The organism is Arthrobacter sp. sptzw42 (genome assembly GCF_059089685.1).
The window spans coordinates 65,588-79,681 of the sequence record NZ_JBNHEX010000006.1 but is presented as its reverse complement, the minus strand read 5'-3'; the positions used below and the strand labels follow the sequence as shown (position 1 = coordinate 79,681).

The following is a 14,094-nucleotide window of genomic DNA, read 5'->3' as shown; positions in this document are numbered from 1 at the left end:
GTACAGTCAGGACGCCAGCAGCAGCCGGCTGCCGTTCAGGCCGGTGGCCCCGGTATCAAACAGGCCGACGACGGCGCGCGCCAGGTCCTCGACATCTGTTGCGCCCGGGAACTTGCGTTCCGGGTGGTTCCTTCGCAGGGCATCGTCCACGAGGGCCTTGACCACCAGCACGACGGCGGCACTCTCCGCGCCGCTGCTCACCACGCTGGCACTCTCCGCGCCGCTGCTCTTTCGGCCGTCGGGCTGGGCAGCTTTGCGAAAGCCGTCCGCGATTGCCATGGTCCAGGTTTCTGCAGCGGCCTTGGCGGCAACATAACTGGCCGTGGCCGCCGTCGGCTTGTCCACGGCTGTGGAGGACACCATGGCAAACCGGCCGCAGCGCGACCCGGCAATGTCGTCGAAGAAGATGCGCGACACGTTCCGGAGGGTGGTGATCGCGCCGCGTTCCAGGAAGTCCCAGTCCCCGTCCGTCTGGTCCGGGATGCCCTTGGCCCCCCGCCAGCCGCCCACCAGGTGGATGACGGCGTCAACAGCACCGGCCGCCGCTGACACCTCTGCCCGCAGCTGCCGAACGTCGTCCAGCTGGGCGAGGTCGCACACAAGTCCTGTCACGCCGTCGCCCGCTTCTTCGGCTGCGGCCTTGATTCTCGCCTGGTCCGAGCCGACCGTGAACACCCGGTGCCCTGCCTTGTGGAGGGCACGGGCGACAGCGATGCCCGAGGCCCCGCTGCCACCGGTGACCAGCACGTTCAGCCCCGGCGCCTGCGTGTCCGGCGCTGATTCCCCTGCCAATGGTTCTTGGGTCACAGAGCAAATGCTCCGGTGATCCCGGCAGTTGATTCGATGACAGGGCGCATCTTCTTCTCCAGTGCTTCGTAGAACATGGACAGCGGAAATTCATCATCCAGCACCTGGTCCGTCAGCCCGCGCGGCGGACCGGCCAGGGCCAACGCCTCGGGGCCCTTAGCCCAGACCGAAGCCGGGTTGGGCGTAACGGTAGCCGAGATCAGCTGGTAAGCGGCCAGCCAGTGCGCCTTCTTGGGGCGGTCGATGGACCGCCAGTACAGCTCGTCGATGGAGGCACCCAGGGCGATGACAGCGTCCGCCACCTCGTCCCAGTCGATGGTGAGCCGGGTGTCGGTCCAGTGCAGGACGTGCTGCTGGTGCAGCCATGCGAACAGGAGCTGCCCGCCCAGCCCATCGTAGTTGCGGACCCGGCTGCCGGTGATGGCGAAGCGGAAGATCCGGTCGAAGATGATGGCGTACTGCACCAGCTTCGCGTGGCGGCGCGCCTCCGGATCAGCGTCCTCATCCTTTTCGATGCGGACGGACTCACGGAAGGCCGTCAGGTCGCAGCGCAACTCCTCAAGGGAGTACAGGAAGAAGGGCATCCGTTGCTTGATCATAAACGGATCGAACGGCAGGTCGCCGCGCATGTGGGTGCGGTCGTGGATGAGGTCCCACATCACGAAGGTGGCCTCGGTCAGGTCCTGGTCGGCGAGCAGTTCCGCCGCGCCCGCGGGGAGTTCCAGGCGGGTGGTTTCGGCCGCTGCCTTCAGCACACGGCGGAACCGGGCGGCCTCGCGGTCGGCGAAGATGGCTCCCCAAGTGAAGGTGGGAGTCTGGCGAACAGCCACCGTCTCGGGGAACAGCACTGCGGAGTTGGTGTCGTAGCCGGCGGTGAAGTCCAGGAAGCGGATGGGCACGAAGAGTTTGTTCGAGTATTCCCCGGCCTCCAGCCCGGCGATGAACTCGGGCCAGATCACCTCGATCAGGACCGCCTCCACCAGCCGGCTGCTGCTGCCGTTCTGCGTGTACATAGGGAAAACCACCAGGTGCTGGAGCCCGTTTTGGCGCTGTTCCTGCGGCTGGAAGGCCAGCAGCGACGACAGGAAGTCGGGGACGCCGAAGCCGTTCGCTTCCCAGTCGGCGAAGTCTTCGCAGACGGCGTCCAGGTAGCTGGCGTCGTGTGGAAAGGCAGGGGCAAGCGCGCGGACAGCGTCCACGATCTCGCCCACGTGCCGGGAAGCTTCTTCACGGGCGCCGGCATCCGGAATTGACCCGTCCTTCACCTGCAGGGATTGCAGGGCGGAAGCCGCGGTTTTGAGCTGGAGCCAGTGCTGGTTGTGCGCGGTTACTCCGGTAGAAGCGGCGATCAGTGTTTCGGTCATCGTCGGCTGCCTTTCTGGTTGCTTGCCATCTTTTGCGAGCGTAGCAAGCAACCAGCAGGACTAATCTCAAAAGAGCCGATGCCAAAGAAGTTCTAATGCTCAAGGTGCTTTGCAGCGCCTCGAGCTCCAGCGCTTCCAGTTACTCAGGCGCCGGCCCGGGCTCGCTGACCTGCGGTTCTTCCCGCGGTACCAGTTTCAGGGAGACGGAATTGATGCAGTAGCGCTGGACAGTGGGCGTTGCGTAGCCTTCGCCCTCAAACACGTGTCCCAGATGCGAATCACAGGTGGCGCACCGGACCTCTATCCGTTCCATCCCCAGTGTCCGGTCGTGGATGTACCGCACCGTGTCCTCAGCGAGCGGAGCCCAGAAGGAGGGCCAGCCGCAATGCGAATCAAACTTTTCAGTGCTGGTGAACAGTTCCGCTCCGCACGCCCGGCACTGGTAGACACCGGCTGTGTGCGTGTCCCAGTATTCGCCGGTATAGGGCCGTTCCGTCCCCGACTGGCGGAGCACGTGGTATTCCTCCGGCGTGAGTTCCTGCCGCCACTCGGCGTCGCTCTTATGGACAGTGGGTTCGGCCGCGGGACCCTCAGGCGCCGGATCGGCAGCCTTGTTCCCGAAGATGCTGTTACCCAGGATGTTGTTTCCGAAGATGCTCATAGCCCTGTCAACGTTCAGGAGTCGCCGATAAATCCCGAACCTGCGTACAGGTGAAGGACGGGGAGACCCAGTTGGTCCTGGGCCTTGTTGGCCCAGTCGGTGTGGAAGGTGTCTGCCACGGCGTGCGGCCTGGTGATCACCACGGCCTGGGAAGCGCCGGTCTCCTTGACCTTCGAAACGAGGCCCTGCACCGCCCCGCCGTCCACTACTTCCCCGCTGACGCCGGCGCCCAGCCCGCCCAGCGCCGCCAGCGATACCGCAAGGGTTTCCGCTGCCTGCGCCCGCTCCACGGCAGGGTCCGGAGCGTGCGCCGTGAGTTCCCGGAACGCCTTGGCAATTTCAAGCAGGGACAGGTTTTCAAGGAAGTCCACCAGCAGATGACGCTCTGTGTTCCCCGGGACCAGCACAACGAGCCGGGTGTCTGCTCCATCCACCAGGCGCTCGATGTTCAGGCGGTCATCCGCCCCCAGGGGTTCTTCGGTCAGGATGACGATGGGATCACTCATGGCCCTAGCCTAGTCCGGCACCAGGTGCGCTGCACTCCTTCACGGGCAAGGCATTCCTGCACCAGGCCGCGGGAAATACGGCCCTGCGGTGCGGGGACGGTAAGAATAGTTCCATGGCACTTTTCCACCGCCCCCGCCCTGCTACGGTCCCGCATTCCCAGGATCCGGGAGCCGGTTTGTCCCACCGCGCGAAATGGGCCATTGGCACGGCCATCGGCGGTGGCGCCCTCGCCGGGCTGCTGGCCACAGGTTCCTCTGCGCTGGCTGTCTATTTTGCCCGCCGCGTCATCATCCCGGCCAGGCAGCGCGCCGAAAACCAGGAAGTCCTCGCGGTGATCCGGGACGGCCACAGGCAGCAAGTGATCCTTGCAGCCAACGACGACACCACGGTGGACGGCGTGTACGGATTCTTTTTCGACGGCGGAAAGGGGCATGCGCGCATCGGCCGCATCGTCTCGTACTCTCCCGCCGAACGGACAGTGGCGCGGGAGGTCGAAGCGGTCTACTCGGGTGACCTCAGCAAGGCGCGCTGGGGCTGGTGGAGCGGTGCGGTCCATCCGGACCCGGCCGCCGTCGGCCTTCCTGCGGAGGATGTGCTCGTTGAGGTGGACCGCGGACAGGCGCCCGCCTGGCTGGTCCGCGCCGGCGGGACAGCACGGACCTGGGCGGTTATGGTCCACGGACGGGGAGCCAGCAGGCAGGAGGCGCTGCGCGCCGTCGGGCCCGCCCTTGAGCTCGGCCTGACCAGCCTCCTGGTGTCCTACCGCAACGACGGCCTGGCGCCGTCCGCGGATGACGGACGCTACGGACTGGGCTCCACCGAGTGGCGTGACGTCGAAGCCGCCATTGAGTACGCGCTGGCCAACGGAGCTGAGGAGATCGTTTTGTTCGGCTGGTCAATGGGCGGCGCCATTTGCCTGCAGGCCGCCGACCTGTCGCGCTACCGGCACCTGATCAGGGCCATGGTGCTGGATGCGCCGGTCATCGACTGGGTGACCGTCCTGGCGCACCATGCGCGACTCAACCGGATCCCCTCGCTGGTGGGGCGTTACGGGCAGCTCATGCTGGGGCATCCGCTCGGGCGTCGGCTCACCGGGCTGTCCGCACCGGTGGACCTCAAGGTCATGGACTGGGTGTCCCGTGCAGTGGAACTGCGGACTCCCACCCTGATCATCCACAGCGTCGACGACGAGTACGTGCCCTATAAGCCCTCGGCGCTCCTGGCGGAAAGAAACCCGGAAATAGTCACCTTCGAGGCCTTCAGCCATGCCCGGCACACCAAGGAGTGGAACGTGGATCCCGAACGCTGGGAAAACGTGGTGAAGGCGTGGCTGCGCCAGCAGCTGGCGCCCCGGCTGAACCCGGGCGGGGTCCGGCAAGGATCCGACGGTGCCGTGGCGGACCGGGTTCAATAAGACCTGTTTGTCCGGGTGGCGCCAGTGGCTGAACCAACCGGGACGTGGTCTCAGCCGATGGGGTGACCCTGGCTGCAGGTGCTCTCGCCCGGCAGAATCTCGTGCCCTTGAAGACACGTCACTGATGGTGGTGGCGGGTTTTCGTGGGCAATAAAGAAGAGGCTGCTCTTTCCGTGGCTGATGGCGGTATCTTCGCGCCGGAGCCAGGAAGTGTGGTGGTTTTTCCCGGTGTCCTGGCCCGGATCATGCGGGGAGTGTTTGAATGGATTTTTGACCACGGTGACCGCGACCTTCCAGTGCCGTCGCTGCTTCTGCAGTGAACCGCCGGTACAACGATTATAGGCCCGCAGCAGGAGGATCAGCCGTGCCTGTCCGGGGCCTACGGGGCGGACAGCGAGCTGATGGGAGCGGTGACGGCGCCGGTGAGGCGGACGAGGTCTCCAGGGGCGAGCTCGATGTCCAGGCCGCGCCTGCCTCCGGAAACCAATAGTGTCTCGAGTGCCAGCGCGCTGCGGTCCAGCACTGTGGGGGAGGGTAGCCGCTGGCCCAGCGGGGAGATTCCGCCCAGCACATATCCGGTACGCCGCTGGGCGGCAGCGGGGTCTGCCATTGCCGCTTTCTTTGCTCCCAGGGCTGCCGCGAAGGCCTTGAGGTCCAGGGTGCCGCTGACGGGTACGATGCCCACCGCCAGCTTGCCTTCCACCTCAACCATCAGCGTCTTGAAGACCTTCGAGGGATCCATGCCGAGGACCTCGGCGGCCTCGGCGCCGTAACTGGCTGCGGAGGGATCGTGGGCGTAGGGGTGCAGCACAAAGGGAACTCCGGCTGCCGCCAGTACGGCGGTGGCCGGAGTTCCCTGTGCTGCGCTTTTGCGTCCCGTCAATGTTTTGGCAGCTAGGAGCGGATGGCGGGCGAAGCCGCAACCTTGCGTTTGATCCTGCCCAGCATCGCCGTCATTCCCCGCATGCGCAGGGGCGTGATGGCGCGGGTCAGGCCCAGCAGCTCCGGCATATCGTCGGGCACGGAGAGGATCTCTTCAGCGGACAGTCCGTCCAGGCCTTCATGCAGGACGCCGGCGAAACCGCGCGTGGTGGGAGCCTCCGGAGGGGCCTTGAAGAAGAGCCGCACGGCAGGTGCCGGCCCGCCGTCGTTCTTCTCCGTCTCAATGGTGAGGAACAACGGCGACTGGCACTCTACAACCTGCTCGAGCAGCTCGGGATGGTTGGTCAGCCGCTCAGGAAGCTCCGGCAATCCCTCGGAGAATTCCAGCAGCAGCTGCAGCCTCTCGGGTTCGGTCAGGGACTGGAAGTCGTCCACGATCGCTGCAAGGGCGGAAGGCAAGGCTTGAGTAGTCATCAGTCCAAGTTTACGCGGGACACCCGCGTTAGACTCCCACTGCCAGCGGAACGGAACCGCGCTCGGCGCCCTTCACGATGGGAACGCGCACGGCATTGCCCCACTCGGTCCACGAACCGTCATAGTTGCGGACGGACTCGAAGCCGAGGAGGTACTTGAGGGCGAACCAGGTGTGGCTGGAACGCTCTCCGATCCGGCAGTAGGCCACGACGTCGTCACCTTCGGTGAGGCCCGCTTCGCCCAGGTAGATGGCATCGAGTTCCTCCCGGCTGCGGTACGTGCCGTCGGCAGCGGCAGCGCGTGCCCAGGGGACGGACGCTGCCGTGGGGATGTGGCCTCCGCGCAGGGCACCTTCTTCCGGGTATGCGGGCATGTGGGTGCGCTGGCCGGTGTATTCCTCGGGGGAGCGGACATCGATGAGCGGGCCGGTGCCCAGGTGCGCCAGGACGTCTTCCTTGAAGGCGCGGATGGGGGTGTCGTCACGCTCCACCACGGGATAGTTACCCCGGGCCGGTGACGGCTTGTCCTTTGTCAGTTCGCGGCCTTCGGCAATCCACTTGTCCCGGCCGCCGTCGAGGAGCCGCACGTCCTGGTGGCCGAAAAGGGTGAAGACCCACAGAGCGTAGGCAGCCCACCAGTTGGACTTGTCACCATAGATGACAATGGTGCTGTCCCGCGAGATACCCTTCGACGACGCCAGTTCGGAGAATGCGGTGCCGTCGACGTAGTCGCGGGTGACTTCGTCGTTCAGATCGGTGTGCCAGTCGATTTTTACGGCGCCGGGAATGTGCCCGGTTTCGTACAGGAGCACGTCCTCATCGGACTCCACCACAACCAGCTGGCCCTTTGCTACGGCTCCGTTATTGATGGCGGCAGCAAGCCATTCGGTGGAAACCAGGCGCTCGGGGTGGGCGTAGGCGGCAAACTTCTCGTTTTGTTCAACTGGGTAGGACATATTTTTGCCTTTCATCGAGAACACGGCCGACCCTTGGGACCGGCATGGGACCTTCTCCCACCCTAGCCACCGCCTCCGGCGGTGTCCGTTTTCCGTTAACAGGAGGAAATGTTGCCTTGGTCACGCTGCGGGGCCCGGGGGTCCGGTTCACCAGGGCCGGGTGGCGGGTTGCCGGTATCCTTTCTGGGGACCAACCACCAGCAGAACGGACCACCTTGGTACAGATCGAACAGCTTGCCGCCCGAACTCCGTCCGTATCGGTGGATGAGCTCCTTAAGGGATTTTTTCCCTCGCCACGCTTCGGCGAGGTCTCCTTTGCGAGTTACCGTCCCGATCCCAAGCAGCCCAGCCAGGCCCACGCCGTCCGTGCCCTCGAGGGTTTCGCCGGGGGCGTCGGGGCAGGTGACGGGGGCGGGCTGTTCAAGAAACTGTTCGCCAAAAAGGACACGTCCCGCGCGGGGATCTACCTGGACGGCGGGTTCGGCGTCGGCAAGACCCACCTGCTGGCCTCGCTCTGGCACGCAGCACCCGGGCCCAAGGCCTTCGGCACCTTCGTGGAGTACACCAACCTGGTGGGCGCGCTGTCCTTCCGCAAAACGGTGGACGCGCTGAGTGGTTACAAGCTCGTCTGCATTGACGAATTCGAGCTCGATGATCCGGGCGATACCGTGCTGATGTCGCGGCTGATGCGCGAACTTGCCGACGCCGGCGTGAAGCTGGCAGCCACCTCCAATACCCTGCCGGGCTCCCTGGGTGACGGCAGGTTCGCGGCGGTGGATTTCCAGCGCGAGATCCAGGTCCTCGCAGACCAGTTCGATGTGATCCGGATCGACGGCGAGGACTTCCGCCACCGCGGACTGCCGGCCGCACCATCGCCCCTGAAGAACAGCGAACTGTCCGCCCACATGAAGGCGGAGTTCGACGGCAAGACGGTGGCGCAGGACGAGTTCAGCACCCTGATTGCACACCTGGCCGGCGTCCACCCGAGCCGCTACCGCCAATTGATCGACGGCATTGACGGGGTGGTGTGGCGCAACGTCAATACCATCACCGAACAGGCGGTGGCCCTTCGGTTCGTGGTGCTGGCGGACCGGCTCTACGACAAAGACGTGCCCATCCTGGCCAGCGGCGTTCCCTTCGACAAGTTGTTCACGGAGGAAATGATGACGGGCGGGTACATGAAAAAGTACTTCCGCGCTGTCTCCCGCCTTACAGCCCTGGCCCGCGAGGGCCAAAACCACGAGCCGTCCTAGCCGGACTCAGCGTGGCGCGATATCAGTAAACGGACGGGCCCTGCCGGGACCCGGCGTCGTACGTTCCACCGCAGCCGGGGGGAGCGGGCGTTAAACGCCAAAGGTGCGGGCGCCGCCTCCCGGCGGGACCCGCACCCCGTTGACGTACTAGGGCAAAGCCCTGGCCAAATCCTTTACGGAGCCTTGTCAACCGGCGGAACCGGGTTGACCGGCGGAACCTGCCCGGGGGCAGGTGCCTGGCCCGAAGTTCCGTTCTTGTCAATGAGCTTGGAAGCGCCATGCTGGATCTTGCTGACGTGACCTGAGTACTTGCCTCCGGTCTTGGTGTCGACAAAATCACCGGCCTTGCTGATGCCGTTCTTGATGGCCTGCTCGTTGCCGTGGATAAGACCCTGAGCCTTGCCCTTTAGGTCGCCAATCAGTCCCACGAGCACCTCCCTTCAATCGCGGAGCCAGGTCGCTCCTCCGCCTAAGATCCTAGCCCTGCCCGGGAGGCATGCCAAGGTAAAAGGGGACTTTGAGCGTTCACCGCCAGCGGATGCAACTGCATCGGCAGGAAAGGGGCATGAAAAAAGCAGCTCCGGGGAGCTGCTGTGTGGGCGATACTGGGATCGAACCAGTGACCTCTTCCGTGTCAGGGAAGCGCGCTACCGCTGCGCCAATCGCCCGGAACCGGAAGCCCGGCTGATGGGATTGTGGGAAATAAGAGAGCGGACGACGAGATTCGAACTCGCGACATCCACCTTGGCAAGGTGGTGCTCTACCAGCTGAGCTACGTCCGCATATGAAGTACGCTCCAGCTACAGCCGGCCGTACTGCATGAAGCAAGTTTCCTTGCTTGGTGGGCGATACTGGGATCGAACCAGTGACCTCTTCCGTGTCAGGGAAGCGCGCTACCGCTGCGCCAATCGCCCATGTTTGTCCGGAATGACCCGGAAACCATGGTTTTCACCGAGGTGGGTACGGGATTCGAACCCGTGTATACGGCTTTGCAGGCCGCTGCCTCGCCTCTCGGCCAACCCACCGTGTAAGCGTCGATTCACAAAGAATCTTTGCCGTGACAGTGTCCTGCGAGCGGACGACGAGATTCGAACTCGCGACATCCACCTTGGCAAGGTGGTGCTCTACCAGCTGAGCTACGTCCGCATTTTGGAGGGCCGATTCGCTGCCGTTCCCGGCATTTCCTCGCTTTCCAACGAGTAAAAACAATATAGGAGGTTCCGGGATTCTCCAAATCGGCGGGTCTTTGTGAAGGAACAATGCCGCCGCTTCCCTGCAACGGCGTGGATTCTGCCGACTTACATGGGTGTAATTCACTAGGGCGCCCGGGCGTTCCGTCGGTTTATGGGCTGCTTGTGCAGGGGAGGGGGACGCCATTGTTTCCTGCTCAGCGCCGGCGCGTATCACCGGTCCTGCTGCACGGGCTAATGCCCCTTCTGCCGTCGGCGGGCGCCGATTTCCGAAATGGCTGCAAGGTCCGCTACCATTCAAATGCATCAGGGCGATTGGCGCAGTGGTAGCGCGCTTCGTTCACACCGAAGAGGTCACTGGTTCGAACCCAGTATCGCCCACCGCATATTGGTCCGTTTCCGCTTATCCGCAGCGGGAACGGACCTTTTTTGTGCGCCCGGACATTCTGTCAGCCCCCTGTGAAAGAGTCTTTGTTATGACTGCTCCACTTCTTGCCCACGCCACGGAATACGGGCGGATGTACGCCCGGTCCACCTCTGAGCATTTTTCCGTGCCGTCCATTACCACTGTGATCGGCCAGCAGCCGCACGGTCTTGACGGCTGGTTTGGGTATATGGGCGCGAGTAGCCTGGCGAAGGATCCGCTGCTGGCCGACTGCCTGGGCAGCCCTGCCAAAATCAAGCAGGCGGTCAACCGCGCGGCCAAGGCTGCGGAGACGTACCGGGACGAGGCCGCCAGGCGCGGGGACCGCGTCCACTTCTACTGTGAGCAGGTGGCCCTGCGTGCCCTCGGCCGGCCGCACGCCATGAGGGAAGCGCGCGAGGCCCTGGCGTCCAACGGGGAGGAAGCTTTTGCGGTCCGCTTCGATGAGTGGTGGGAGCTCTTCAGGGTGGAGCCCATTGCCCCGGAAATCACGGTCTGGAACAACGCGGTGGGCTACGCCGGCACCCTTGACCTGGTGGCGAGGATCAACGGACGGGTTTGCCTGATCGACTACAAAACCAAGGGCACCACCCGAGACGGCCTGGTTAAGCCGCTGGACGACAAAGTGGTGATGCAGCTGGTGGCCGGCATGAAGGCCGAAGAGAGCCTGGTGGACCCGGTGGCAGGGACGTGGGAGCCCTGGAAGTACGGCGATAACCCGGTCTTGCTGGCTGTAGCCATCGGCGAAACAGAGGTCCGCCCGGTACGCGCCAACCCGGACGTCCTCAAACACCACTGGTGGAAGTTCTGTGCCTTGCGGCGCGTCTGGGAGCTTTCCGCGGACACCCTGTCCGCAGGTGCGGCACTGCTGCCCATTGCCCCGCCGCCGCTGCCGCAGGCGCAGCCCGCCTGAGGGCGCAGGACCGGAACTGCCTGTTGTTCGTCTGCGCCTAAACTGGATTGGTCCCCTTTGCCGCCTACCTTAAGGAAAAACAGCCCATGGCTATTCTGAATATCCGCATCATCGGTGATCCTGTGCTCCGCACAGTGGCCGATCCTGTTACGGAATTCGGGCCTGAGCTGGCCAAACTGGTGGCGGACATGACCGAGACCATGGAAGACGTGGACGGTGCCGGCCTCGCCGCACCGCAGGTCGGGGTAAGCAAGAGGGTGTTCACTTACCGGATTGACGGCGTGGAAGGGCACATCATCAATCCGGTGCTGGAAAACAGCGAGGATTTCCAGCCGGACCAGGTGGAGGGCTGCCTTTCCATCCCCGGGTTGGGCTTCCCGGTTCGGCGTTTCCGCTCTACCCGCGTCACCGGCGTGGACATGCAGGGGAACCCCGTGTCATTGGAGGGCGAGGGGATGCTGGCGCGCTGCTTCCAACATGAGAACGACCACCTGGACGGGATCCTTTATACGGACCGGCTGGAGGGGGAGGACCGCAAGGCTGCCCTGCGTTCCATCCGCAACGCCAACTATGACTCCGTCACGGAACGGACGACGGCGAAGCGTGCCAAGACGGTCGGCTCAAGTTTTGGCGGTTCAAGCTTCGGCGGCACGGCGTCCGGGTCAAGCTTCGGTGCCGGCGCGGCTGGTGCCAACGGGTGAGGGTACTTTTCGCCGGGACACCCGCCGTCGCTGTCCCGTCTTTGAATGTGCTGGTCGAAGCAGGTTTCGACGTAGTTTCCGTGCTTACAAGGCCGGATGCTCCAATTGGCCGGAAGCGCGTCCTGACTCCGTCGCCTGTTGCTGCCCGGGCAGCGGAGCTGGGGATCCACGTCATCCACGCTGCCCGGATTGATGCGGAAGCCATCGGCAGGATCTCTGCGGTGAGCCCGGATGTGGCCGCGATTGTTGCCTACGGCGGACTGGTTCCCCCGGCCGCCCTGCCGATTCCCCGGCACGGTTGGATCAACCTGCACTTCTCCCTCCTTCCGTCCTGGCGCGGCGCGGCGCCGGTGCAGCGGGCTGTTATGGCCGGCGACGACGTCACCGGTGCCGTGACCTTCCAGCTCGAGGAAGGCCTGGACACCGGGCCGGTATTCGGAACCCTCACCGAAACGGTGGGCCCGGAAGATACCGCCGGCCAACTGCTGGAACGGTTGTCCCACAGCGGGGCGGTGCTCCTGGCCCAGACGCTTTCGGCGCTCGACGCCGGTAAGGCCGTTGCCCTTCCGCAAACGGGTGACATTTCCCTTGCCCCCAAGCTGACCCTCGAGGACGGGCGCCTCGATTGGAAACATCCGGCCCTGGCCATTGGCAGGCAGGCGCGCGGGGTTACTCCTGAGCCGGGAGCGTGGACGGTGTTGGATGGACAACGAATCAAGCTCGAGCCCGTCCGCCTGCGGCCTGACATCTCAGGTTTGGCTCCCGGGTCCCTGTCACTTCAAGGCAAAAGCGTCCTGGTGGGAACAGGCTCACACGGCGTCGAGCTGACCCGGATCCAGCCTGCGGGCAAAAAGATGATGGCCGCTGCCGATTGGGCACGCGGTATGGCTTCCCTTGAAAGCGTGGTGTTCGAATGAGCGGTTCCGGCGGCAACCAAAGCGGTCGCGGCAATGCCGGGGGCGGAGGCTCAGGCGGCGGGCAGCGCGGGAAGGGAGACGGCGGCCGCGGCAACGGCGGACCGCGGGATTCCAGCAATCGCAACGCCAAGGGCAGGGAACGGAACCGCAGCGCCCAGCGCAGTTTCACCGGCAATGCTCCCTCACAGCGCACGCGCAGGGCGGATCCGGCCCGGCTGGTGGCGTTCGAAGTCCTCCGTGCCGTGGCCGCCGAGGACGCGTACGCGAACCTGGTGCTGCCGGCACGGATCCGGCACCACGGGCTGGACAAGCGGGACGCCGGCTTCGCCACAGAACTCAGCTATGGGGCTCTCCGCGGCCAGGGCACCTACGACGCCATCCTGGCCCGCTGCGTGGACCGTCCGTTGGACCAACTGGACCCGGCCATCCTCGATGCCCTTCGGATCGGGGCCCATCAGCTGCTGGCCATGCGCGTCCCGGCGCACGCCGCACTGGACCAGACCGTTGGCCTGGCCCGGGCAGTCATCGGTGCAGGACCGTCGGCCCTCATCAACGCCGTCCTCCGGAAGGTCACTGCCCACAGCCTCGAGGAGTGGCTCGAGCAGTTGGTTGCGGGAGAAACCGACGAGACCAAGGTGGCTTCCCTCCGCTACGCCCATCCCGAGTGGATCGTCCGCGCCATGCGCCAGTCCCTCGTGGCACACGGGCGCTCTGCCTCGGAAATCACTGACCTTCTGGAAGCTGACAACGCCGCACCCGTAGTCAATCTGGTGGCCCTGCCCGGGATCGGAAACCTCGACGAGGCTTTGGAAAGCGGTGCCACCCCCGGTGAGCTGGTGGAGGGCTCTGCTCTCTCCAGCGGCGGAGACCTGGGCCGGCTTGCCTCGGTCCGGGAAGGCAGCACCAGGGTCCAGGACGTTGGTTCACAGCTGGTGGCACGCGCCATGGCTGCAGTTGACCTCGGCGGACAGCGGCAGGATGGAGCCGACGGGCGTCCCAACGCAGACGGGTCCGGGAGCCCTGCCGAGGCCTGGCTGGACCTGTGCGCGGGGCCAGGCGGAAAGGCTGCCCTGCTGGGTGCGCTGGCAAGCCAACGCGGCGCCACCCTGCTGGCCAACGAACCTGCTCCGCACCGGGCAAAGCTTGTAAGCCAGGCACTTTCGGCGGTGCCGCGGGATACCTGGCAGGTCCGCACCGGGGACGGCCGGGAGGTAGGGACGGAAAAGCCCGGGGTCTTTGACCGGGTGCTTGTCGACGTACCCTGCAGCGGGCTGGGCGCGCTGCGGCGCCGGCCGGAGTCGCGCTGGCGCCGTACTCCCAAGGACCTTGCAGACCTGGGGCAGCTTCAGCGTGACCTCCTCAAGTCGGCACTGGCAGCAGTCCGGCCCGGGGGAGTGGTGGCCTACGTGACCTGCTCCCCCCACCCGGCCGAAACCACGGCTGTGGTTACCGACGCCCTGCGCAAACGCGATGACCTTGAACTGCTCGAAGCCGGCCAGGCCTTGGACAGCGTCAGCCTGACCGGAAACCTCGGTGCCGGACATGAGTCAACCGCCCAGCTGTGGCCCCACATCCACGGCACCGACGCGATGTTCCTTGCCCTGATCCGCAAAATGCCCTGATCCGTTTAAT

General features: G+C 65.0%; 15 protein-coding genes and 6 tRNA genes. 8 read left to right on the top strand and 13 right to left on the bottom strand.

Going from position 1 to position 14,094, the window contains the following annotated elements:
* Positions 1 to 6: 6 nt before the first annotated feature.
* The 4 genes from AC5RT4_RS09775 to AC5RT4_RS09760 form a co-directional block, all read right to left on the bottom strand.
* Complete coding sequence (locus tag AC5RT4_RS09775; RefSeq protein ID WP_494039506.1) at positions 7 to 807, bottom strand: SDR family oxidoreductase; 801 nt, start codon at positions 805 to 807, stop codon at positions 7 to 9.
* Entirely contained in the window at positions 804 to 2,171 is a 1,368-nt protein-coding gene (locus AC5RT4_RS09770; RefSeq protein WP_494105591.1) for a DUF6421 family protein, read from the bottom strand. Before AC5RT4_RS09770 ends, AC5RT4_RS09775 begins: the two co-directional genes overlap by 4 nt.
* 139 nt (positions 2,172 to 2,310) lie before the next feature.
* A complete protein-coding gene (msrB, locus tag AC5RT4_RS09765; protein WP_494105590.1) occupies positions 2,311 to 2,832 on the bottom strand; it encodes a peptide-methionine (R)-S-oxide reductase MsrB in 522 nt (173 codons plus the stop codon).
* Positions 2,833 to 2,846: 14 nt separating this feature from the next.
* Positions 2,847 to 3,338 carry a hypothetical protein gene (locus AC5RT4_RS09760; RefSeq protein ID WP_494039509.1) on the bottom strand — a complete coding sequence of 164 codons (492 nt, stop codon included), beginning with the start codon at positions 3,336 to 3,338 and terminating at the stop codon, positions 2,847 to 2,849.
* Between the two features lie 113 nt (positions 3,339 to 3,451).
* Between AC5RT4_RS09760 and AC5RT4_RS09755 the strand changes: the two genes are divergently transcribed.
* Both AC5RT4_RS09755 and AC5RT4_RS09750 read left to right on the top strand, forming a co-directional pair.
* Positions 3,452 to 4,753 (top strand): alpha/beta hydrolase family protein, encoded by a 1,302-nt coding sequence (locus AC5RT4_RS09755; RefSeq protein WP_494105589.1) that lies wholly within the window; start codon positions 3,452 to 3,454, stop codon positions 4,751 to 4,753.
* Positions 4,754 to 4,896: 143 nt separating this feature from the next.
* Positions 4,897 to 5,073 carry a hypothetical protein gene (locus AC5RT4_RS09750; protein WP_494039511.1) on the top strand — a complete coding sequence of 59 codons (177 nt, stop codon included), beginning with the start codon at positions 4,897 to 4,899 and terminating at the stop codon, positions 5,071 to 5,073.
* Between the two features lie 59 nt (positions 5,074 to 5,132).
* On the opposite strand, the gene ybaK is transcribed toward AC5RT4_RS09750, so the two are convergent.
* From ybaK to AC5RT4_RS09735, 3 genes are read right to left on the bottom strand one after another with little or no spacing between them, the layout of a single operon-like run.
* Positions 5,133 to 5,636, bottom strand: a complete 504-nt coding sequence (gene ybaK, locus AC5RT4_RS09745) for a Cys-tRNA(Pro) deacylase (protein WP_494039512.1) — start codon at positions 5,634 to 5,636, stop codon at positions 5,133 to 5,135.
* A gap of 11 nt (positions 5,637 to 5,647) precedes the next feature.
* A complete protein-coding gene (locus tag AC5RT4_RS09740) occupies positions 5,648 to 6,109 on the bottom strand; it encodes a SufE family protein (protein WP_494039513.1) in 462 nt (153 codons plus the stop codon).
* Between the two features lie 28 nt (positions 6,110 to 6,137).
* Entirely contained in the window at positions 6,138 to 7,064 is a 927-nt protein-coding gene (locus tag AC5RT4_RS09735; protein ID WP_494039514.1) for a sulfurtransferase, read from the bottom strand.
* A gap of 215 nt (positions 7,065 to 7,279) precedes the next feature.
* On the opposite strand from AC5RT4_RS09735, the gene zapE reads away from it, so the two are divergent.
* Complete coding sequence (zapE, locus tag AC5RT4_RS09730) at positions 7,280 to 8,317, top strand: cell division protein ZapE (protein WP_494039515.1); 1,038 nt, start codon at positions 7,280 to 7,282, stop codon at positions 8,315 to 8,317.
* A 173-nt stretch (positions 8,318 to 8,490) separates the two neighbouring features.
* Here zapE and AC5RT4_RS09725 read toward each other — a convergent pair whose 3' ends face one another.
* From AC5RT4_RS09725 to AC5RT4_RS09700, 6 genes are all read right to left on the bottom strand, one after another.
* Positions 8,491 to 8,745: an antitoxin gene (locus AC5RT4_RS09725; protein WP_494039516.1), complete on the bottom strand. Its 255-nt coding sequence runs from the start codon at positions 8,743 to 8,745 to the stop codon at positions 8,491 to 8,493.
* Positions 8,746 to 8,913: 168 nt separating this feature from the next.
* Positions 8,914 to 8,985, bottom strand: a tRNA-Val gene (locus AC5RT4_RS09720).
* Positions 8,986 to 9,026: 41 nt separating this feature from the next.
* A tRNA-Gly gene (locus tag AC5RT4_RS09715) sits at positions 9,027 to 9,099 on the bottom strand.
* A 57-nt stretch (positions 9,100 to 9,156) separates the two neighbouring features.
* A tRNA-Val gene (locus AC5RT4_RS09710) sits at positions 9,157 to 9,231 on the bottom strand.
* Positions 9,232 to 9,271: 40 nt separating this feature from the next.
* A tRNA-Cys gene (locus AC5RT4_RS09705) sits at positions 9,272 to 9,342 on the bottom strand.
* Positions 9,343 to 9,390: 48 nt separating this feature from the next.
* Positions 9,391 to 9,463: transfer RNA gene (locus AC5RT4_RS09700), tRNA-Gly, on the bottom strand.
* Between the two features lie 353 nt (positions 9,464 to 9,816).
* Between AC5RT4_RS09700 and AC5RT4_RS09695 the strand changes: the two genes are divergently transcribed.
* The 5 genes from AC5RT4_RS09695 (at position 9,817) to AC5RT4_RS09675 (ending at position 14,084) form a co-directional block, all read left to right on the top strand.
* A tRNA-Val gene (locus tag AC5RT4_RS09695) sits at positions 9,817 to 9,888 on the top strand.
* 95 nt (positions 9,889 to 9,983) lie between these two features.
* On the top strand, positions 9,984 to 10,844 hold the full coding sequence (locus tag AC5RT4_RS09690; protein ID WP_494039517.1) for a cytochrome: 861 nt from the start codon (positions 9,984 to 9,986) through the stop codon (positions 10,842 to 10,844).
* An 86-nt stretch (positions 10,845 to 10,930) separates the two neighbouring features.
* Positions 10,931 to 11,545, top strand: coding sequence for a peptide deformylase (def, locus tag AC5RT4_RS09685; protein ID WP_494105588.1), 615 nt, complete (start codon positions 10,931 to 10,933; stop codon positions 11,543 to 11,545).
* Complete coding sequence (gene fmt / locus AC5RT4_RS09680; RefSeq protein WP_494039519.1) at positions 11,542 to 12,462, top strand: methionyl-tRNA formyltransferase; 921 nt, start codon at positions 11,542 to 11,544, stop codon at positions 12,460 to 12,462. Before def ends, fmt begins: the two co-directional genes overlap by 4 nt.
* Positions 12,459 to 14,084, top strand: coding sequence for an RsmB/NOP family class I SAM-dependent RNA methyltransferase (locus AC5RT4_RS09675; RefSeq protein ID WP_494039520.1), 1,626 nt, complete (start codon positions 12,459 to 12,461; stop codon positions 14,082 to 14,084). Before fmt ends, AC5RT4_RS09675 begins: the two co-directional genes overlap by 4 nt.
* Positions 14,085 to 14,094 lie beyond the last annotated feature (10 nt).